General features: G+C 66.2%; 16 protein-coding genes. 5 read left to right on the forward strand and 11 right to left on the reverse strand.

The genetic code is table 11. The annotated features are described in order from the left end of the window. Nucleotides 1-120: 120 nt before the first annotated feature. Nucleotides 121-828, forward strand: coding sequence for an alpha/beta family hydrolase (locus tag J5M67_RS17080; RefSeq protein ID WP_243434714.1), 708 nt, complete (start codon nucleotides 121-123; stop codon nucleotides 826-828). A gap of 50 nt (nucleotides 829-878) precedes the next feature. On the opposite strand, the gene J5M67_RS17085 is transcribed toward J5M67_RS17080, so the two are convergent. Both J5M67_RS17085 and acnA read right to left on the reverse strand, forming a co-directional pair. Continuing rightward, nucleotides 879-2,444 carry a PAS domain-containing methyl-accepting chemotaxis protein gene (locus tag J5M67_RS17085; RefSeq protein ID WP_207886524.1) on the reverse strand — a complete coding sequence of 522 codons (1,566 nt, stop codon included), beginning with the start codon at nucleotides 2,442-2,444 and terminating at the stop codon, nucleotides 879-881. Between the two features lie 178 nt (nucleotides 2,445-2,622). Continuing rightward, a complete protein-coding gene (gene acnA, locus J5M67_RS17090) occupies nucleotides 2,623-5,355 on the reverse strand; it encodes an aconitate hydratase AcnA (RefSeq protein ID WP_207886525.1) in 2,733 nt (910 codons plus the stop codon). A 390-nt stretch (nucleotides 5,356-5,745) separates the two neighbouring features. Between acnA and J5M67_RS17095 the strand changes: the two genes are divergently transcribed. Next, nucleotides 5,746-6,624, forward strand: coding sequence for a MaoC family dehydratase (locus J5M67_RS17095; RefSeq protein WP_207886526.1), 879 nt, complete (start codon nucleotides 5,746-5,748; stop codon nucleotides 6,622-6,624). Nucleotides 6,625-6,739: 115 nt separating this feature from the next. Here J5M67_RS17095 and J5M67_RS17100 read toward each other — a convergent pair whose 3' ends face one another. Continuing rightward, nucleotides 6,740-8,296, reverse strand: coding sequence for an alpha/beta hydrolase (locus tag J5M67_RS17100; RefSeq protein WP_207886527.1), 1,557 nt, complete (start codon nucleotides 8,294-8,296; stop codon nucleotides 6,740-6,742). A gap of 154 nt (nucleotides 8,297-8,450) precedes the next feature. On the opposite strand from J5M67_RS17100, the gene tusA reads away from it, so the two are divergent. After that, a complete protein-coding gene (tusA, locus tag J5M67_RS17105; RefSeq protein ID WP_015477744.1) occupies nucleotides 8,451-8,690 on the forward strand; it encodes a sulfurtransferase TusA in 240 nt (79 codons plus the stop codon). 216 nt (nucleotides 8,691-8,906) lie between these two features. Here tusA and J5M67_RS17110 read toward each other — a convergent pair whose 3' ends face one another. From J5M67_RS17110 to J5M67_RS17145, 8 genes are all read right to left on the reverse strand, one after another. After that, the gene (locus tag J5M67_RS17110) at nucleotides 8,907-9,722 is read right to left on the reverse strand and encodes an ABC transporter permease (RefSeq protein ID WP_207886528.1); all 816 of its coding nucleotides are present in this window, start codon (nucleotides 9,720-9,722) and stop codon (nucleotides 8,907-8,909) included. A gap of 10 nt (nucleotides 9,723-9,732) precedes the next feature. Then, nucleotides 9,733-10,569: an ABC transporter permease gene (locus J5M67_RS17115; RefSeq protein ID WP_207886529.1), complete on the reverse strand. Its 837-nt coding sequence runs from the start codon at nucleotides 10,567-10,569 to the stop codon at nucleotides 9,733-9,735. Between the two features lie 16 nt (nucleotides 10,570-10,585). Beyond that, the gene (locus J5M67_RS17120) at nucleotides 10,586-11,701 is read right to left on the reverse strand and encodes an ABC transporter substrate-binding protein (protein ID WP_207886530.1); all 1,116 of its coding nucleotides are present in this window, start codon (nucleotides 11,699-11,701) and stop codon (nucleotides 10,586-10,588) included. Nucleotides 11,702-11,756: 55 nt separating this feature from the next. Further along, nucleotides 11,757-12,842, reverse strand: coding sequence for an ABC transporter ATP-binding protein (locus J5M67_RS17125; RefSeq protein ID WP_207886531.1), 1,086 nt, complete (start codon nucleotides 12,840-12,842; stop codon nucleotides 11,757-11,759). A gap of 136 nt (nucleotides 12,843-12,978) precedes the next feature. After that, on the reverse strand, nucleotides 12,979-13,902 hold the full coding sequence (locus tag J5M67_RS17130; RefSeq protein WP_207886532.1) for a LysR substrate-binding domain-containing protein: 924 nt from the start codon (nucleotides 13,900-13,902) through the stop codon (nucleotides 12,979-12,981). A 664-nt stretch (nucleotides 13,903-14,566) separates the two neighbouring features. Continuing rightward, entirely contained in the window at nucleotides 14,567-15,880 is a 1,314-nt protein-coding gene (locus J5M67_RS17135; RefSeq protein ID WP_207886533.1) for an FAD-binding oxidoreductase, read from the reverse strand. 220 nt (nucleotides 15,881-16,100) lie between these two features. Beyond that, the gene (locus tag J5M67_RS17140; RefSeq protein ID WP_207886534.1) at nucleotides 16,101-17,465 is read right to left on the reverse strand and encodes a glutamine synthetase family protein; all 1,365 of its coding nucleotides are present in this window, start codon (nucleotides 17,463-17,465) and stop codon (nucleotides 16,101-16,103) included. Nucleotides 17,466-17,638: 173 nt separating this feature from the next. After that, nucleotides 17,639-17,827, reverse strand: coding sequence for a hypothetical protein (locus J5M67_RS17145; RefSeq protein WP_207886535.1), 189 nt, complete (start codon nucleotides 17,825-17,827; stop codon nucleotides 17,639-17,641). A gap of 234 nt (nucleotides 17,828-18,061) precedes the next feature. Here J5M67_RS17145 and J5M67_RS17150 point away from each other — a divergent pair, with 234 nt between their 5' ends. Further along, nucleotides 18,062-18,331 carry a MoaD/ThiS family protein gene (locus tag J5M67_RS17150; RefSeq protein WP_207886536.1) on the forward strand — a complete coding sequence of 90 codons (270 nt, stop codon included), beginning with the start codon at nucleotides 18,062-18,064 and terminating at the stop codon, nucleotides 18,329-18,331. Nucleotides 18,332-18,530: 199 nt separating this feature from the next. After that, complete coding sequence (locus J5M67_RS17155) at nucleotides 18,531-19,634, forward strand: exo-alpha-sialidase (protein WP_207886537.1); 1,104 nt, start codon at nucleotides 18,531-18,533, stop codon at nucleotides 19,632-19,634. The last annotated feature ends 39 nt before the right edge of the window (nucleotides 19,635-19,673 follow it).

Genomic DNA, 19,673 nt, shown 5'->3' on the forward strand with positions numbered 1-19,673 from the left:
TTATGGGCTTCCATCCACGGTTATGGGCTATGCCCATCCCGGCAGGTTTTTTACGGCTTACGGCGTATGCCGCCCCTCCCCCTTGGGATAGGTACTAATTCGGAATTAGCGGAGTGAAGGATGGATAAAGGCCCCTCGCGGAATATTGATTCTGATCAATTGCCGTCAGAAACCCGGAAAGCTCTGGCCTGCGGTGCTTTGTCGCTGCTGCGGAACCCGGTCGTGGGAGAGCTGTCGGCGACGCTGGTCCTTGCCCATGGCGCGGGAGCGCCGATGGACAGTCCGTTCATGGACGAGATTGCCGCGCGCCTGGCCCAACGGGGTATCTCGGTGGTGCGCTTCGAGTTCCCCTATATGGCCATGCGGCGGGAGGATGGTCGCCGGCGTCCGCCGAACCCGCAGAAGCAGCTGCTGGAGTGCTGGCGCGCGGTCTATGCGCAGGTGCGTGCCGAGGTGCCCGGCAAGCTGGCCATTGGTGGCAAATCCATGGGCGGGCGCATGGCCAGCCTGCTGGCGGACGAGCTGGGCGCCGATGCGCTGGTCTGCCTGGGCTATCCCTTCTATGCCGCCGGCAAGCCGGAGAAGCCGCGCGTGGCGCACCTGGCCGAATTGAAGACGCCGACCCTGATCGTCCAGGGCGAGCGCGATGCGCTGGGTGATCGACCCACGGTCGAGGGCTACGCCTTGTCGCCAGCCATCCGGCTGCACTGGCTGGCGGCTGCCGACCATGATCTCAAGCCGCTCAAGGCTTCGGGGCTGACCCATGGGCAGCATCTGGACGCGACGGCGGAGTCTGTCGGCGAATTCCTGAGGAATTTGCCCGGCTGAATGAAAAAGCCCGTCTCAAGGACGGGCTTTTTCATTCAGGTCATCGCACTTCAGCGATTGAACCGCTCCACCAGCGAATACTGGCGGTGCGCGGTCTGCGTCAGCTCCTCGCTGAGCTGCGCGGTACGCTGTGCTTCGCCGGAAGTCTGGTCAGCCAGGTCGGCGATGGTACTGATGTTGCGGTTGATCTCTTCAGCCACCGCGCTCTGTTCTTCGGCTGCGGCGGCGATCTGGGTGGTCATCTCGGTGATGTTGGCCACCGCGTCGCTGATGCCCACCAGGGCGTTGTCGGCACGCAGTACCCGCTCCACGCCTTCATCGGCCTGACGGCGGCCGGCCTCCATGGCGCGCACGGCCTCGGTGGCAGTGTTCTGCAGGTTGGCGATCAACTGGTGGATCTGCCCGGTGGATTCGGCGGTGCGTTGGGCCAGGGAGCGGACCTCGTCGGCCACTACGGCGAAGCCCCGGCCCATTTCGCCGGCGCGGGCGGCCTCGATGGCGGCGTTGAGCGCCAGCAGGTTGGTCTGGTCGGCGATGCCCTTGATCACATCCACCACGCCGCCGATTTCATTGCTGTCGCGGGCGAGCTGGCTGACCGCTTCGCCGGTTTCGCCCACCGAGCTGGACAGGCGCTGCATGGCCTCGCGAGTTTCCGCGGCGATCAGCCGACCCTGGCTGGTCAGGTCGTTGGCCTGGCGGGTGGCGTCGGCGGTGCGCTGTACGTTGTCGGCCACTTCCTGGGTGGTGGCGGCCATCTGGTTGACCGCCGTTGCCACCTGTTCGGTCTCCTGGCGCTGGCGATCCAGGCCGGCGGAGCTGTGGTGCGCCAGGGTGTCGGCTTCGCGGGCCTGTTCGGTCAGGGATTCGGCCGTGTCCTGCAGACGGGTCAGGCAGGTCTTCAGGCGCGCTTCCTGGCTGAGGATGGACATTTCCAGCCGCGCCTGCGCGCCACGGCTGTCGGTATACATCTGCGCGATCAGCGGATCGGAGGTGGTCTGTTCGGCCAGCTGCAGCAGACGCTTGAGACCACGTTGCTGCCAGCCCAGGCCCGCGAGGCCCAGCGGGATCGAGAGCAGCGCGGCGAGCAGGAAGCCCCAGTGGGAGTCCAGCCAGGCGCCGATGAGGAAGGCGATCTGGCCGATCAGGATGAACGGCAGCCAGTCCAGCAGCACGGGCAACCAGCGGTCGCGGCTGGGGATGGCCGATTTACCGGCGTTGATTCGCGCGTACAGCGCCTCGGCGCGGCGCACCTGCTCGGCGGTGGGCTTCACCCGCACCGACTCGAAGCCGACGATTTCGTTGCGTTCGAAGACCGGCGTGACATAGGCGCTGACCCAGTAGTGGTCGCCGTTCTTGCAGCGGTTCTTGACGATGCCCATCCATGGCCGGCCCTTCTTCAGGGTGCCCCACATGTGCGCGAAGACCGCCGGCGGCACGTCCGGGTGGCGCACCAGGTTGTGCGGCGCGCCCAGCAGTTCCTCGCGGGAGAAGCCGCTGACGGCGGTGAAGGCGTCGTTGGAGTAGGTGATCACGCCACGGGCGTCGGTGGTGGAGATCAGTCGCTGGTCGGCGGGGAAGGTGCGTTCACGCTGGGTGATCGGCTGGTTGTTGCGCATGGGAGGAGAATTCCACAGCAGAAGCAAATCGCTTGGTCAGGCTATCGGCCGCCGGACCGGCAAGTTGATGGTTGTTTCGGAAAAATGTCAGAGCAGCACAGGACGATAGCTGGGTGCCATCAGTCACGGAATCCTGCGAAAGTCGCGGGCGGCCCATTGCGGGCCGCCGCGTTGGGGCTCAGATCAGGCTGCGCAGCACATAGTGCAGGATGCCGCCGGCCTTGAAGTACTCGACTTCGTTCTGGGTGTCGATGCGGCAGAGCACCTCGAAGCTGTCCTGGCTGCCGTCCTCGCGCGCCACCCCGACCTTGAGGCTCATGTGTGGCTTCAGCTCGCTGGACAGCCCGCTGATGCTCAGCACCTCCTTGCCGGTCAGCTTCAGGGCCTTGCGATCCTGACCGTCCTTGAACTGCAGCGGCAGTACACCCATGCCCACCAGGTTGGAACGGTGGATGCGCTCGAAGCTCTCGGCGATCACCGCCTTCACTCCCAGTAGGTTGGTGCCCTTGGCCGCCCAGTCGCGGGACGAGCCGGTGCCGTATTCCTTGCCGGCGATGATCACCAGGGGCGTGCCGTCCTGCTGATAGCGCATGGCGGCGTCGTAGATCGCCAGCTTGTCGCCGCTTGGGACGTAGAGCGTGTTGCCGCCTTCCTCGCCGCCGAGCATCTCGTTCTTGATGCGGATGTTGGCGAAGGTGCCGCGCATCATCACTTCATGGTTCCCACGCCGCGAACCGTAGGAGTTGAAATCGGCGTAGGCCACGCCGTGCTCGCTGAGGTAGCGGCCGGCGGGGCTGTCCTTCTTGATATTGCCGGCGGGGGAGATGTGGTCGGTGGTCACCGAGTCGCCCAATACCGCCAGGATGCGAGCTTTGTGGATGTCCTCGACCTTCGGCGGCGCCTCGGCGATGTGCTCGAAGAAGGGCGGGTGCTGGATATAGGTGGAATCGTCCTGCCAGGTGTAGGTCTGGGCGGCCGGTACCTGGATCGCACGCCATTTCTCGTCACCCTGGAAGACCTCGGCGTACTCCTTGTGGAACATCGCCGTGTCTACTTTCTGAATGGCCTCGGCAATTTCCTGCTGGGTTGGCCAGATGTCCTTCAGATAGACCGGCTTGCCGTCCTTGCCGGTACCCAGCGGGTCCTTGGTCAGGTCGGTGCGCACCGTGCCGGCCAGTGCGTAGGCGACCACCAATGGCGGTGAAGCCAGCCAGTTGGTCTTCACCAGCGGGTGCACGCGGCCTTCGAAGTTGCGGTTGCCCGAGAGCACCGAGGCGACGGTCAGATCGGCCTGCTGGATGGCTTTCTCGATCGGCTCCAGCAGTGGCCCGGAGTTGCCGATGCAGGTGGTGCAACCGTAGCCCACCAGATCGAAGCCCAGTTCGTCCAGGTAGCGGGTCAGGCCGGCGGCGCGGAAGTAGTCGGTGACTACCTTGGAACCGGGCGCCAGTGAGCTCTTCACCCAGGGCTTGCGTTGCAGGCCCTTCTCGAGCGCCTTCTTCGCCAGCAGGCCGGCGGCCATCATCACGCTGGGGTTGGAGGTGTTGGTGCAGGAGGTGATGGCGGCGATCACCACGGCGCCGTTCTTCAGCCGATAGGTCTGGCCGTCGTGCTGGTAGTCGGCCTCGCCGGTCTGTGCCGCCGCGCCCACGGCGGTGCCACCGCCACCCTCGCTGAGCAGGCGGCCTTCCTCGGTGGCGGCGGGCTTGACCTGCAGGCCGAGGAAGTCGTCGAACGCCTGGCTGACATGGCCAAGGGCGACGCGGTCCTGCGGGCGCTTGGGCCCGGCCAGGCTGGCCTCGACATCGCCCATGTCCAGTTGCAGGCTGTCGGTGAACACCGGTTCGTGGCCTTTCTCGCGCCACAGGCCCTGCGCCTTGCTGTAGGCCTCCACCAGCTTGACGACTTCATCCGGGCGGCCGGACAGGCGCAGGTAGCCCAGGGTGATCTCATCCACCGGGAAGAAGCCGCAGGTAGCGCCGTATTCCGGGGCCATGTTGGCGATGGTGGCGCGGTCGGCCAGCGGCAGGTCAGCGAGGCCGTTACCGTAGAACTCGACGAATTTTCCGACTACGCCTTTCTTGCGCAGCATCTGGGTGACGGTCAGCACCAGGTCGGTGGCGGTAATGCCTTCCTTCAGCTTGCCGGTCAGCTTGAAGCCGATCACCTCGGGAATCAGCATCGACACCGGCTGGCCGAGCATGGCCGCTTCCGCCTCGATGCCGCCCACACCCCAGCCAAGCACGCCGAGGCCGTTGATCATGGTGGTGTGCGAATCGGTGCCGACCAGGGTGTCGGGGAAGGCGTAGGTGCGGCCGTCTTCGTCCTTGGTCCACACGGTGCGCCCCAGGTACTCCAGGTTGACCTGGTGGCAGATGCCGGTGCCCGGCGGCACCACGCGGAAGTTGTCGAAGGCGTTCTGCCCCCAGCGCAGGAAGGCGTAGCGCTCGCCGTTGCGCTCCATCTCGATCTCGACGTTCTGGGCAAAGGCGGCCTGGCTGGCGAACTTGTCGACCATCACCGAGTGGTCGATGACCAGATCGACCGGGGACAGCGGGTTGATTTTCTGCGGATCGCCGCCGGCCCTGGCCATGGCGTCGCGCATGGCGGCCAGGTCGACTACCGCCGGCACGCCGGTGAAGTCCTGCATCAGCACGCGGGCGGGGCGGTACTGGATCTCGCGGTCGGAGCTGCGGGTCTTGAGCCAGCCGGCCAGCGCCTTCAGATCGTCGCCGGTGACGGTGTTGTCGTCTTCCCAGCGCAGCAGGTTCTCCAGCAGGACTTTCAGGGACATCGGCAGCTTGCCCAGGTCCCCCAGGCTCTTCGCCGCTTCGGGCAGGCTGTAGTAGTGGTAGGTCTTGCCGGCGACTTCCAGGGTGCGCAGGCTGTTCAGGCTATCCACGGCGGGCATGACATTCTCCTCAGGCTTGGATCGGCAGCGTGCTGCCGATACTTGGCGAAGGGTGGGCAACGTGCCCTGATCCAACGCAGAAAAGTTGCGATTGGCATCGATCTCCGCCATGCAGGGTGATCGCCTCGCCAGTCGGCGGGCACTGCACCAGAACACTCAAGCTAGACCGCTGTGCGGGGTCTTGCCATCTGTTCTGGACCGGTTGCCTGGCGCGAGGTTCCTGTCGGATGAACACCATGACCGCATCGGCGCGATCCTTATTGCGTCGCCTGGACAACGGCGAGCGCTGACGACCCGCAGCTGCCTCGCGGCGCCACCCGACCTTCGGCGACTTGTCGTGCCGCGTGGCATTGCCCATGCTAGGCCGCGCGAGATCTTCCGGAGACCTTCGTGAAGCGAAAGTTGCCCTCCCTGCTGGGCAGTTACAGCCGCATGCTGCTGCCGCGCCGTGGCCTGGGCCAGGGCGAGCGCGTCCCCTACCTGGCGATGGACAGCCGCACCCTGCAGTTCGACCTGCGCCACCTGCGTGCCTATCGCGAGCATTTCGGCCTCGACCCGGCGCTGGGCGTGCCGCTGCTCTATCCGCAGGTGATCAGCCTGCCGTTGCACCTGCGCCTGCTCAGCCGTTCGCGCATGCCGCTCTCGGTCATCGGGCTGATCCACCTGCGCAGCCATATCCAGCGCTACCGCATGCTCGACGAGCACGAACCACTGCAGTTCGACTGCCGCATCCTCACCAGCCGGCGCAGCGCATTGGGCCTGGAGGTGGATGTGGTGACCGAAGCCTGGCATCACGACATGCTCTACTGGCAGTCGATCACCACCTACCTGCGTCGCGGCGATTTCCTCGAGCCCGGCGCCGAGCCCGACCCACTGCCGGAGCGTGCCCAGTGGCATACCCTGGAAGCGCCGATCCATGCCGGCGTGCAATGGCGCGTGCCGAAGATCGTCGGCTGGCGCTATGCGGGGTTGAGCGGCGACTTCAATCCGTTGCACCTGTCGCGGCTGATGGCCTCTCACTATGGCTTCGGCAAGCCCTTTGCCCATGGCATGTGGGGGTTGGCGCGCAGCCTGACCGGACGGCGTCTGGCGGAAAACGTGCGGCTGGATGCGCACTTCAAGGCACCCTTGCCGCTGGGTAGCCAGGTGAAGCAGAGCTACCGTCGGCTGGGCACGAAGGAGCAGTGGGCGCTGCTGCCCGCCGAAGGAGAGGGCGAGCCGATGCTGCTGGCGCAGCTGGATGAGGCGCCGGACGGGCCGTTGCGCTAGTCGTTTCGCTGGACACGTTGGTGCGGCTTTGTTCGCGAGCAAGCTCGCTCCTACGAAAAGCGTGCGGTGCCACCCTGTAGGAGCGAGCTTGCTCGCGAACCGCATGGCAGAGGAATCAAGGTCGCGCGGCGACTCGCGGTTGCAACGGCATGAGGCTCGGCAACTGCACCTCACCCCGTAATTCCACCGGCGAAATCCGCCAGGAACTGTTGAACAGGTACTGGCCGCTGAAGCCACTGAGCAGCAAGCCGATCTCATCCCCCGGCGCCAGGCTGGCGCTGACCGCGTTCAGGCGCGTGCTGCCCTGGTTCGCCAGCGGCTTCACCTGCTCATCCAGCCGCCGGGTTTGCCCGCCAGCGCTGCGAATTGCCATCGAGACGAACACTTGCGCGTCCGGCCGCTCGGCCAGGGGCTGCGCCAGGCGGATTTCCGCGTTGCCGAGCAGGGCGCTGTTCTCGCTGACTCGCTGCAAGGGGATGAACCGGGACGGTTGCAGCAGGCCGCTCAGCGCAGGGCGGATTGCCGTGGCCGGCAGCGCAACGGTCGGGCCGGGTGGTGGCAGTTCGTTCAGTGCCACGCCCTGGTCCAGGTCCAGGCTGATGCACAGGTCCGGCACGCTGTCGGCGGCACCGGCGCGGCCGCGCAGCTTCTCTTCGTACCAGGCGACGATGCCCTGGTAGAGATTGATGGCGCGTGGGCCGCAATGGATCACCGGCTCGTTGTTGAAGGGTGGCAATCCACTCCAGGCTTGCATCGGCGGCGGCAGGATATGCCCGCCCTGCATGCCCAGCAGGCGCACGTCGGCGGGGCCCTGCTTGAGGCACTGGCGAATCTGCAGGCCCTGGTCGAGCGGGAACAGCGTATCGCGCATACCCTGGATCAGCAGCGCGTCGGCGTGGGGGCGACGGCCCTCGGCGCAGTAACGCGCCAGGCTGTGGTCGTGCAGTTCGGCTTGTACCGGCCCGGCCATACGTCCGCCCGCGGTGTGCAGGTAGTCGGCCTGGACGAACTTGCCCAGGTCGTAGCCGGTGGCCAGGCCCAGGCTGACCAGTACGCCGCCCCAGCCTATCTTCAGCTGGCCGTCCGGTGCCAGGGCGTCGGCCAGGTCGTACCAGGTGGCGATGGGGACGATGGCGTCGATGCGCGGGTCCTCCGCCGAAGCGAGCAACTGCACCGCGCCGCCGTAGCTCTCGCCGAGCATGCCGACGCGCGGGTCGTTCGGTCCGTCCATGACCAGGCGCGGCAGGTGCGCGGCGGCCCAGTCGATCACCGCGCTGGCGTCCTGCACCTCGAATTGCGGGTTCATCATCTCGATGCGCCCGTCGCTGCCGCCCCAGCCGCGCTGGTCGTAGCTGACCACCCAGTAGCCGGCCTTCCACGCCTTGAGCGCGGCGCGGCCGGACATCATGGTCTTGCCGTAGAAACCGTCCGGCCCGGTGACCCGCCAACCGCCCCAGCCGTGGGTGTGAACGATCAGCGGGGCGGTCTCGCCGGCCCTCAGCGCGGGCTGGAAGACCGTGGCGGAGAGTCTGGTGCCATCACGGGCGGTGATGACGGCCTCGAACCAGGTGGCCGGTAGGTCCTTGCCGGCGCTGGTACTGAAATCGGGAACCTGGTCACGGGCGGCACAGCCGGCGAGCAGCAGGGCGAACAGGCAGAAGAGGGCGCGCATCGACACTCCTGTCGAAAGGGGCGAATGCGCCAGCATGCCCGTCGCCCGCGCAACTCACCGCCCAACCAAGGTTCGGTGACCCGGACGGACGCAGGGTGACCGATCGGTGCGCTTTGGGCGACAATGCGCTCATTCGCTTTTCTGGAGTTACCCGATGTCACAGCCTGTCGACGCGATTCTCGACGCCACCGGCCTGAACTGCCCCGAGCCGGTCATGATGCTGCACAACAAGGTGCGCGACCTGCCGGCCGGCGGCCTGCTCAAGGTCATCGCCACCGACCCGTCCACCCGCCGCGATATTCCCAAGTTCTGCGTGTTCCTCGGGCATGAGCTGGTGGAGCAGCAGGAAGAGGCGGGGACCTATCTGTACTGGATTCGCAAGAAGGCGGAGTGATCCGCCTGGCACCTATTTCGCGGGGTTCGTGTAGGAGCGGGCCATGCCCGCGATCCGCCGGCAGGGCCGGCGTTGGCGCCTTACACAGGCGTCACCGGGACCTGCAGATTTCGACGCGACGGGTTTCGCGGACAAGGTCCGCTCCTACAGGTGTTTCCCGTCACGGCTTGGCGTGCGGCAGGTCGCGGGCATGGCCCGCTCCTACAAGGGTACTTCTCAGCTTCCCGCCGGCCGCGCCGCGAGCTTCTGGGCCACCATCCGCCCAATCAGCGCGACGAAGGTCAGCCCGATCAGCACCACCGAGATGGCCGCCACCGCCGGGTCGATGTTGTCGCGCAGGCCCGACCAGATCTGCCGGGGCAGGGTGTTCACCTCGGTGCTGGTGACGAACAGGGTCACCGCGATCTCTTCCCAGGACAGCGCGAAGCACAGCAGCGCGGTGCTCGCCACGCCAAGCTTGAGGTTCGGCAGCACCACCATGAAGGTGGTCTGGCCCAAGCTCGCGCCGAGGTTGCGCGCGGCCAGTTCGATGCGCCGGTCCAGTTGGCTCAGCGCCACCAGCATGGTCACCACGCCGTAGGGCACCACCATCACGATGTGCGCGATGGTCAGGCCGAACAGGGTGTCGTAGCCCAGGCCGGGAGCGAACTGGCTGACCTTGGTTTCCATGAAGTACAGGACCATCGCCGAGATCATCGGCGGGATCGCCATGGGCAGCAGTACCAGGCCGATCAGCAGGGTCGCCAGGCGCGAGCGCAGGTACCAGATGCCGAGGCTGAAGCTCACTGCCAGCGCCGTTGCGATGACGCAGGTGGCGGTGGCGACGATCAGGCTCTGGCTGATCGCCGAGAGCCATTCGGGGCTGTCCAGCAGCGCCTGGTAGTGGCGCAGCGACCAGTTGCCGTTGGGCATCGACAGGAAGCGCTTGCTGGTGAAGGACACCGGGATCACCGCCAGCAGCGGGAAGACCATGAAGATCATCGCCATGGTCGCCAGCAGGCGGCTCGGTGCCTTGGTTTCGTGTGAGTTCATCGTTGAGTCCTCAGCCAACCAGCTTGTCGACGCGGGTCATGCGCAGCAGCGCCCAGATCATCCCGCTCACCAGCATCAGCAGCACCACCGAGAGCGCGGCGCCCAGGCCCCAGTTGCTGGTCTGGAACATCTGCAGGTAGACGTACTCGGCCACCATCACCGTCTGCCCGCCGCCGAGGATCGCCGGGGTGATGAAGAAGCCCAGGCAGAACACGAAGACGATGATGAAGGCGCCGAGAATGCCGGGAACGGTCTGCGGCACGAAGATGCTCCAGAAGGTGCGCAGTTGCCCGGCGCCCAGGCCACGCGCGGCCAGCAGCACGCGCGGGTCGAGCCGGCGCATGGTGGAGACCAGCGGGAACAGGGCGAAGGGCACCATGAAGTGGACCATGCCGATCACCACCCCCAGCTCGTTGCGCGTCAACTGCAACGGTTCGCTGATGATCCCCAGGTTCTGCAACCAGCCGTTGAGCAGGCCGTTGCTGCGCAGGGCGATCAGCCAGCCGAAGGCGCGCACCAGCACCGACAGCCAGAACGGGATGAACACGCAGATTTCCACCACGCGCTGCCAGAACGGCGGGCTGTACACCCAGCAGTAGGCCATCAGGTAGGCGATCACCAGCGACACCACGCTGACCGTGGCGCACAGGCGGAAGGTCCGCCAGAGCACATCGTGAATCGCCGGGTCGGTGATGATCCGCTGGTACTGCTCGATCCCCGGCTCCGGCAGGGTGACGCTCCAGCCGAGCACGCCGAGGAAGGGCAGTACGTAGAACAGGATCAGTACGACCGGCAGCGGCAGCAGTAGCGCGCCCAGCTTCAGCCGCGAGGGGGCGTTATTGGCCATGGTCCGGCACTCCGCGTTACTTGGAGATATGCGTCAGGTACTGCTCCAGGGTCGCCCCGTAGTGGTCGGTGTACCACTCGTGGCTGAGCATGATCTGCTTGGGCAGGTTCGACGGATCGGTGCAGTTCAGGTGACGGCGGTCTTCCGGGATCAGCGTGGCGGCAGCGGGGTTGGCCGGGCCGTTGCCGAACATCTTGAACAGTTCGACCTGGGATTGCGGGTCCTGGGCGTAGGCGATGAACTTCATGGCCGCCTCGGTGCCCGCCGGGTTGCCCTTGAGCACGCCCCAGTTACTGCAGCCGAGCAGGGCGTTGTCGAAGGTCCACTTGATGCGGTTTTCGCTGTCCTCGCTGATCACCTGGGCTCGGGTGTTCCAGATGGCGCCCATGGACACTTCGCCTTCCATCAGCAGCTGCTGGGTCTCCGCGCCCGAGCCCCAGAAGGACAGCACGTGGGGTTTGAGCTCCTCGATCTTCTTCAGCGCGCGCGGCACGTCCAGCGGATAGAGCTTGTCCGGGGTGACGCCATCGGCCAGCAACGCGGCCTCCAGCATGCCGTTCATCCACTTGTAGAGGGTGCGCTTGCCGGGGAAGGTCTTCACGTCCCAGAAGTCCGCCCAGGTCTTGGGCGCCTTGTCGCCGAAACGCTCGCTGTCGTAGGCGATCACGTAGCTGAGCATGTAGTCGGCGATGCCGTATTCGTAGGCGAAGCCCGGCAGCACCTTGTCCTTGGAGACGACGTTGTAGTCGATGGGCTGTACCAGGCCTTCCTTGCCGAGGATCTGCAGGACCGAGCTTTCCGCGTCGACCACGTCCCAGCTCACCCGGCCGCTGGACAGCTGGGTGCGGATGGCGCCTTCGGTGGGGCCGCTGCCGTCGATCTTGGTCGGGATGCCGGTGGCCTTGGAGAAGCCCTCGGTCCAGGCCTTGCCGAACGCCTTGATCGCGTCGCCGCCCCAGTTCACCACCACCAGCGGCTTGTCGCCGGCGGCGAAGCTGACGCCGCTGCGCAGGGCCAGCGGCAGGGCGGCCATCAGGCCCATGCCCTTGAGGAAGGTGCGGCGGTCGATCTGCCCGCGGCGGGCTTTTTCGATGAGGACTTCGATGCAGTCTTGCTGGTGCGGATTGAACATGAGTGCAACTCCCGGTCGGAAGGGATGGCGAAAGGGGACGAACGCGTGCGTTGGCTCAGGCCAGCAGCAAACTCTTTTCGATGGGCCAGCTCAGCCAGACCTTCGCGCCGTGTTCCAGGCGCGAGGCCTGGTGGTCGGCGTGCACCGCCAGGCTCATGGGCAGCGCGCCCTCGGCGGCGGTGGCCAGGCCCAGCTCGGTGCTGGCGCCCTGGTAGGTCTTGGCGGTAAGCACGGCCTGCACCACGTTGTGGCCGGCGGCGGTCGGCGGCGCGCTGTGCAGTTGCATGTGCTCCGGACGCACTGCCAGCAGTGGGGCGGCGGCCTGCAGGGCGGGCGAGTATTCGGCGCGCAGCTCGGCTTCGCCGTAGCGCCCGCAGGCCAGCTCGCCGGCGCGGCCCACCTGGGTCAGCGGGAACAGGTTCATCTTGCCGAGGAACTCGGCGACGAAGCGGTTGTTCGGCTGGTTGTAGATGGTTTCCGGCGTGTCGACCTGGGCCAGCTGGCCGCGATTGAAGATGGCGATGCGGGTGGACAGGGCGAGGGCTTCGTTCTGGTCGTGGGTGACGAAGACGAAGGTGGTGCCGACCTGGCGGTGGATGCGCTGCAGTTCCGCCTGCAGCTGTTCGCGCAGGTTCTTGTCCAGGGCCGAGAGGGGTTCGTCGAGGAGCAGCATGTCCGGTTCGAACACCAGGGCGCGGGCGATGGCCACGCGCTGCTGCTGGCCGCCGGAGAGTTCGCCGGGGCGCTTGCCCAGGTGCTCGCCCAGGCCGACCACTTCGAGCATGCGGCGCACGCGGCGGTTGCGCTCTTCGGCCTTCACGCCGCGGATCTTCAGCGGGAAGCCGACGTTGTCCTCGATGGTCATGTGCGGGAACAGGGCGTAGCCCTGGAACACCATGCCGAAGTTGCGCTTCTCGGCGGGGCGCCGGGTGATGTCGATGCCGCCTTCTTCCAGCTTGCCGCGGGACGGGTCCTGGAAGCCGGCGAGGATCATCAGGAAGGTGGTCTTGCCCGAGCCGGACGGGCCGAGGAGGGTGAGGAACTCGCCCTGCTGGATATCGATGGATACGGCGTCCAGCGCGTTGAAACTTCCGTAGCTCTTGCCGATGCCGATGGCACGAAGTTGGGGCTGTCGCTCCACTGCACTTACCTCGAGTTTCTTGTTCTTGTTCGAGAGGTCGCCGGGTGAGGGGTAAAAATCAGCGGCCTTTTTTTAATGCAGTATTGTTAAATCTCTGTCCGCTTCAATCGCGTTTTTTTGCTCTCATTGTTCGAAATCATTCACCAATCATCAGGTTGCGACCGCCCTTGCGGAACTGCTCGGACATGCGCAATTCCGCCTTCATCCAGGTCTTGAAGGCCTGCACGTCGGGGCGTTCGGTCTTGGCCGGGTCGGTGACGAAGTAGTAGCGGTTGGGCGGCTCAATGGCGACGTTGAACAGGCGCACCAGTTGCCCCTTGGCCATGGCGTCGCCGCTGACCAGCGCATCGCCCATCGCCACGCCTTGCCCGGCGATGGCCGCTGATTGCACCAGGTGCGCGTCGGAGAAGACGATGCCGTTGCGCACGTTGAGATCGCGCACGCCGGCGGCGGCGGCCCAGAGAAGCCAGTCGGAGTGGTCGACCATGTGCAGGAAGGGCAGGTTGGCGAGGTCTTCCGGCGAATCCAGGCCACCGATGGAATTGAGCAGCGACGGGCTGCACACCGGGAAGGTGTCGAGGGTGGCGATCAGGTCGACGTGCAGGTCCGTCCAGTCGCCCACGCCGTAGGCGATGAACAGGTCGACATCGCGGTTGGAGACGTCGTCGGGAATCCGTGGCGCGACCAGGTTCAGCTCCACCTGGGGGTGGGCGCGCTGGAACTTGCCGATCTGGTGGCATAGCCAGTAGGTGGCGAAGCCCGGCGTGCAGCTCACGCACAGGCGGCCGGAGACTTCCTCGGCGTTGGCGAAGCGCCGTGCCTCGTTGAGGATCGCCAGGGCGCGCTGGGTTTCCCGGGCGAAGCATTCGCCGTGGTAGGTAAGGGCGATGCCGCGGCCGACTCGCTCGGTAAGCGGGATGCCCAGGCAGTCCTCCAGGCTGTGCAACTGGTGGCTGACGGCGCTGCGGGTCAGGCTCAGTTCGCTGGCTGCGCCGGACAGGCTGCCCAGGCGGGCGACGGCGTCCAGCACGCGCAGGGCGGTCATCGAGGGGAAACGCATGGCTCACTCCAAACGGCGAAGTGAAGTCTTTATCCCTGAGCGGGGCGGTGGTGTCGAGTGGGGCGGGTACGGGAGGAAAGTAGGCGTGAGGTTTCTGTAGGGCATGAAGTGTCTACGTTCCTGGCGCCCCTTTGCGCATATCGCGGACGGAGTCCGCTCCTGCGAGAGCCCACCACGACCTTTGCTCTGGCTTTGGCCCTCTAAGATTTCCAGAAAAACCTCCGCGCACTCCGGAGCGCCCCTTCAGGAGGCCGAGTGGAATCGGAGTTTCAGGGGTTGAGCGGCATGGATGCCGCGAGAGCCGCGATGGGCCAGGGATGGCCCTTCGCGGCGGGCCCCTGAAACTCCGATGGAGCGAGGGAACCCCGGCGAAGCCGGGGCCGGATGATGGGGCAAAGACCTTTGGTTACTTTCTGTCGTTTGAGAAAGTAACTCGCCCGAGGGGGCGAAACAAAATCTATCAGCACACGCCGAAGCGGCGCAGAAACACCCACCCCCGATTCGGCGGATAACGCCTTAGGCGTTATTCGCCCTACGAAGAGCAAGAGCATCGCGGACAGAGTCCGCTCCTACGAGAGCAGAAATCCCGGCGCTGGTCTGTAGGAGCGCCCCATGGGCGCGATCGCGGGCATGGCCCGCTCCTACAAAGGAGTTCAGCCGGTTATCAGCGCAGCTTCTCCATCATCTGGTAGTACCACATCCCCGCCGCCAGCATCGGGTTGCCAAACACGTCGCCCATCGGCACGCGGATGTGCTTGCACTGGGCGAAGGTGTCGAATTTCTCCAGGTCGCCGGTCATCGCCGTGGCCATGATCTCGCCCATGATGTGGGTGGTCGCCACGCCGTGGCCGGAGTAGCCCTGGCAGTACCAGACGTTCTCCGACAGCTTGCCCAGCTGCGGGATGCGGTTCATCACGATGCCCATGGCGCAGCTCCACTGGAACTCGATGTCCACGCCCTTGAGCGCCGGGAAGGTGCGCTCGATGCACGGGCGCAGCTCGCCGGCGATGTCGCGCGAGTCGCGGCCGGAGTAGTTGGCGCCGCCGCCGAACAGCAGGCGGCCGTCGCCGGTCATGCGGTAGTAGTCGAGCACGAAGCGGCAGTCGTAGACCGCCAGGTCCTGCGGGTTGATGCGCTTGGCCAGCTCGCCCAGCGGCTTGGTGGTGACGATGCCGCCCATGGCCGGGAAGATCATGCCCTTGAGCTGCTTGCGTTCCAGCTTGTGGTAGACGTCGCCGGCCAGCATCACCTGGGACGCGTTGATCCGCCCGCCGGAGGTGACTACCGCCGGGCGCGGGCCGTGGACGATGTCCAGCACCTCGGAATGCTCGAAGATCAGCGCGCCCAGGCTGGCGGCGGCCTTGGCCTCGCCGATGCACAGGTTGAGCGGGTGCAGGTGCATGTTGCGGGTGTTCTTGATCGCGCCGCAGTAGAGGTCGGACTCCAGGTGCGCGCGCACGCCGGCGCCGTCCAGCAGGCTGATCTCGTCACCCATGCCGCGGCGCTTGGCTTCTTCATAGGAGGCCTTCAGCTCGTCCATGTGCGAGGGCTTCATCGCGGCGTGCAGGTGGCCGAATTTCAGGTCGCAGGCGATGCCGTACTTCTCCACGCGGTTCCTGATGATCTCGTGGCCGCGCCAGCGCAGGTGCCAGATGAAGTCGTCGACGTCGTCGCCCAGCCACTGGCGCATCTGCTTGCTCATGGCGGCGTCGCCCGAGAGGCTGCCGGTGACCTGTCCACCGTTGCGCCCGCTGGCGCCCCAGCCGACCTTGTTGGTCTCGACGATGGCGACCTTGTAGCCGCGCTCGGCCAGCTCCACGGCGGTGGCGACACCGGTGAAGCCGCCGCCGATGATGGCGATGTCGACTCTCACCTCGCCTTGCAGAGTGGGGTAGCTGGTTTCCTCGTTGAGGCTGGCGGAGTAATAGGACTTCGCGCGCTCGGGGGCGGGAGTGGCGGGGTTAACAGCGGCGTTCATTGCGGTGTTCCTTTCTTGTTCGTTCGTGTGGCCTGCCTCCCTCACCCTAACCCTCTCCCAGAGGGAGAGGGGACTGATCGGAGCAAGCTTAGATGTCTGGTTTTTGCCGGGTGTTTCAGTGAGTGGGAAGCTCATCTCGGCACATTCGGCTCCCTCTCCCTCTGGAGCGGGGCGCGCAGCCAGGGTTGGGGTGAGGGGCTTTTTAGCGATCCTCGAATACTCACGCCTGCGTCAGATACCACCGCCAATCCTGCTCGCCGACCTCGCCCATGAACTGGCGGTACTCGGCCTGCTTGACCTTCAGGTAGACGCCGAGGAATTCATGCCCCAGCGCATCCCGCGCCCAGCTGGAGCGCTCCAGCGCGCGCAGCGACGTCAGCCAGTCGGTAGGCAGCAGCTCCTTGGCCTGGGCATAGCCGTTGCCTTCCACCGGCGCACCCGGATCGATGGCCTCGCGGATGCCACGATGGATGCCGGCGAGAATGCCGGCGGCCGCCAGATAGGGGTTGGCATCGGCGCCGCAGATACGGTGCTCCACATGCCGGGTATGCGCCGGGCCGCCCGGAACGCGCAGGCTCACGGTGCGGTTGTCGCAGCCCCAGGTCGGCGCCAGTGGCGCGTAGCTGTTGGCCTGGAAGCGGCGGTAGGAGTTGGCGTTGGGGCAGAACAGCAGCAGCGAGTCGAGCAGGCTTTTCAGCATGCCGCCCACGGACTGGCGCAGCAGCGGCGTACCGGCTGGGTCTTCGCTGGCGAACAGGTTGTTGCCCTCGGCGTCGGCCAGGGATACGTGCATGTGCATGCCGGTGCCGGCCAGGTCGTCGAACGGCTTGGCCATGAAGCACGCCTGCATGCCGTGCTTGTGCGCCACGCCCTTCACCAGGCGCTTGTAGCGCACCGCCTGGTCCATGGCGGTGAGCGCGTCGCCGTGTTCCAGGGTGATCTCCACCTGACCCGGTGCGTACTCGGAAATCGCCGTGCGCGCCGGAATGCCCTGGGCCCTGCAGGCGGCATAGAGGTCGGCGAGGAAGGGCTCGATCTGCTCCAGCTCGCGCAGGCCATACACCTGGGTAGCGCGCGGGCGGCCACCGTCGGCATCCAGCGCCGGCTGTGGGCGGCCGTTGGCGTCGCGCTTGGCGTCGAGCAGGTAGAACTCCAGCTCGCAGGCCATCACCGGGTGGAAGCCTTCGGCCTTCAGTTGGTCGATCACGTGGATCAGCACATGGCGCGGGTCGGCGATGTCCGCCGGTTTGCCTTCCACGGGGTGCATGCTGACCTGCACCGCCGCCGTGGGAATCTGCCGCCAGGGCAGGCGTACCAGGCTGCCCGCCAGCGGGTAGGCGCGGCAGTCGATATCGCCGACGTCCCAGACCAGCCCGGAGTCCTCCACATCCTCGCCATGGAGGGTGAGCCCGAGGATGGTGCTGGGCAGCGGCCGGCCGGACTGGTACACGGCGAGCAGTTCCTCGCGGTGCAGCAGCTTACCGCGCGGCACGCCGTTGGCGTCGAGGATGAACAGCTCGACCATTTCGATATCGGGGTTCTGGGCCAGGAAATCCTGGGCTTCTTGCACGGAGGCGAAATTCATGGGGCTCTCGATAGCATCCAGGCGGATGCGCTGACGACCTGCAGGCCAGGGCCGCACCACGGGTGCGGGGATAAAAGGCAGGCAAGCGATGCAACGGGTTACGTCTTGTTCGAGGAGGGCGCATGCCCCCCTTGAGCGTAGTTCCGTCGATGGCGTTCGGGCGCGGCGGCCCGTCAGTGGTTGGCGCTATCCGGTGGACGCGCGTGGCGGCAATGCCAGAGCGCCCAGAAGGCCAGTTCGAGAGGCAGGGTCAGCGGTTGCAGTTCGAGCCAACGGGCATGTTTGCGCGGCAGACGGGTAGCGCTGCCGGCCTTGCGGGCGGCGACGGTATCCAGCGGTGCGGGCGAAACGAGCAGGTGCATGTTGGGCGAGATGGCTGACGATGCGAGCAGCGTCGCACAGGCTCATGCGTTTATTAAATGTGATTTTCGAGATGCTTAGATTTGAAAAATCGAAACTGAATGCCCGAGGCTCATCGCCACGAGCGCCGTTCCAGACGCGTCGGGAGGGGATCGGATGCAGCCGGTCGCGTGCGCCGATGGGCAATCGAGCCTCCCCTACACTGGGAACATCTTTCGTCAGAACCGGGTCAGCCCATGTGCCGCATCGTCTTCGCCCCCTCGATCCAGCGCCATGTCGCGCTGGAGGAGCGTGAGCTGTCGGCGCCGACCCTGCGCGCGGCACTGGAGATGGTATTCGCCGAAGCGCCGGCCCTGCGTGGCTACCTGCTGGATGACCAGGGCGGGTTGCGCCGGCACCTGACGATCTTCATCGACGGCCTGCGCCTGCGCGACCGTGTCCGCCTGAGCGATGCGCTAGCGGCGGATAGTGAGGTCTATGTGGTGCAGGCTCTAAGTGGCGGCTAGAGAAGTGTCTGCGCTCGGTGATGCGTCGTTAAAAATCGGTTCGGACTGCTCATTTACAGATCGTAAACTCCGCGTCCTCACCGATTTGACTCGCTGGCGCTCGCCCTTCGGGCCAGCCTTTGGCTGTTACTCCCGTTGGTCGTTGCGCCTCGCCTGACCTTCGCTCGACGACTTCTCTTGGAGAATTAGGAGGCGGACTATGGATGATCGACTGCTGGTGGCGACCCGCAAGGGGTTGTTCACCTTTCAGCGCGACGTGAACGGTTGGCAGGAAGCCCGCCGCGAATTCCTCGGCGAACCCCTGAGCGTGGTGCTCGCCGATCCTCGCGACGACATCCTCTATGCCGCGCTCAACCTTGGCCACTTCGGCTGCAAGCTGTGGCGCCAGCGTCCGGGCGAGGAATGGCAGGAAATCGCGGTGCCGGTCTACCCGCCGCAGCCCGACCCGCTGCCGGAGCCGAAGGGGGGCGATGCGCCCCCCGCGCCCTGGACCCTCCAGCAGATATGGTGCCTGGAAACCGGCGGCGCGGCCGAGCCCGGCGTGCTCTGGGCCGGGACCATTCCCGGCGGACTGTTCCGCAGTGCTGACGGCGGCGACAGCTGGGAGCTGAACCGCCCGCTGTGGGACCGCCCCGAGCGCGCCCGCTGGTTCGGCGGTGGCTACGACTGGCCGGGTATCCATTCGGTCTGCGTCGACCCGCGTGACAGCCAGCACCTGACCGTGGGTGTGTCCTGCGGCGGTGTCTGGCAGAGCGATGACGGCGGCGCCAACTGGCGCAACACCACGACGGGCATGTACGCCGACTACATGCCGCCGGAACTGCGCGAGGATGGCGCCATCCAGGACCCGCACCGCCTGGTGCAGTGCCCGGCGCAACCGGACCGCCTGTGGGTACAGCACCATAACGGCATCTTCACCTCTACCGACGGCGGTGCGCGCTGGCACGACGTGCAGGTCAAGCCGTCCAGCTTCGGCTTCGCCGTTGCGGTGCACCCCACCGAGCCGGATACCGCCTGGTTCGTACCGGCGGTGAAGGACGTCTGCCGGGTGCCGGTGGACGGGCGCTTCGTGGTCACCCGCACGCGCGATGGCGGGGCCACTTTCGACGTGCTGGACAGTGGCCTGCCGCAGGGGCCGGCGTTCGATCTGGTGTACCGCCACGGCCTGGCGGTGGATGACGACGGCATCTGCCTGGCGATGGGCTCCACAACCGGTGGACTGTGGCTGTCGGAAAACGGCGGCGACCACTGGCAATGCCTGTCGGCCAACCTGCCGCCGATCTACTGCGTGCGTTTCGGTTAGGTTCCGCGTCCGGCATTGCGGCGCCAGGGCAGGGGAGTG

The sequence above is a fragment of the Pseudomonas sp. 30_B genome (assembly GCF_017491605.1).
In the GTDB taxonomy this organism is placed as follows: Bacteria; Pseudomonadota; Gammaproteobacteria; order Pseudomonadales; family Pseudomonadaceae; genus Pseudomonas.

What these genes read in the sequence shown, in the direction of transcription:
- J5M67_RS17080 (WP_243434714.1), top strand. Translation starts at nt 121, where the DNA reads ATGGATAAAGGCCCCTCGCGGAATATTGATTCTGATCAATTGCCGTCA.
- J5M67_RS17085 (WP_207886524.1), bottom strand. Translation starts at nt 2,444, where the DNA reads ATGCGCAACAACCAGCCGATCACCCAGCGTGAACGCACCTTCCCCGCC.
- acnA (WP_207886525.1), bottom strand. Translation starts at nt 5,355, where the DNA reads ATGCCCGCCGTGGATAGCCTGAACAGCCTGCGCACCCTGGAAGTCGCC.
- J5M67_RS17100 (WP_207886527.1), bottom strand. Translation starts at nt 8,296, where the DNA reads ATGCGCGCCCTCTTCTGCCTGTTCGCCCTGCTGCTCGCCGGCTGTGCC.
- tusA (WP_015477744.1), top strand. Translation starts at nt 8,451, where the DNA reads ATGTCACAGCCTGTCGACGCGATTCTCGACGCCACCGGCCTGAACTGC.
- J5M67_RS17110 (WP_207886528.1), bottom strand. Translation starts at nt 9,722, where the DNA reads ATGAACTCACACGAAACCAAGGCACCGAGCCGCCTGCTGGCGACCATG.
- J5M67_RS17115 (WP_207886529.1), bottom strand. Translation starts at nt 10,569, where the DNA reads ATGGCCAATAACGCCCCCTCGCGGCTGAAGCTGGGCGCGCTACTGCTG.
- J5M67_RS17120 (WP_207886530.1), bottom strand. Translation starts at nt 11,701, where the DNA reads ATGTTCAATCCGCACCAGCAAGACTGCATCGAAGTCCTCATCGAAAAA.
- J5M67_RS17130 (WP_207886532.1), bottom strand. Translation starts at nt 13,902, where the DNA reads ATGCGTTTCCCCTCGATGACCGCCCTGCGCGTGCTGGACGCCGTCGCC.
- J5M67_RS17135 (WP_207886533.1), bottom strand. Translation starts at nt 15,880, where the DNA reads ATGAACGCCGCTGTTAACCCCGCCACTCCCGCCCCCGAGCGCGCGAAG.
- J5M67_RS17140 (WP_207886534.1), bottom strand. Translation starts at nt 17,465, where the DNA reads ATGAATTTCGCCTCCGTGCAAGAAGCCCAGGATTTCCTGGCCCAGAAC.
- J5M67_RS17145 (WP_207886535.1), bottom strand. Translation starts at nt 17,827, where the DNA reads ATGCACCTGCTCGTTTCGCCCGCACCGCTGGATACCGTCGCCGCCCGC.
- J5M67_RS17150 (WP_207886536.1), top strand. Translation starts at nt 18,062, where the DNA reads ATGTGCCGCATCGTCTTCGCCCCCTCGATCCAGCGCCATGTCGCGCTG.
- J5M67_RS17155 (WP_207886537.1), top strand. Translation starts at nt 18,531, where the DNA reads ATGGATGATCGACTGCTGGTGGCGACCCGCAAGGGGTTGTTCACCTTT.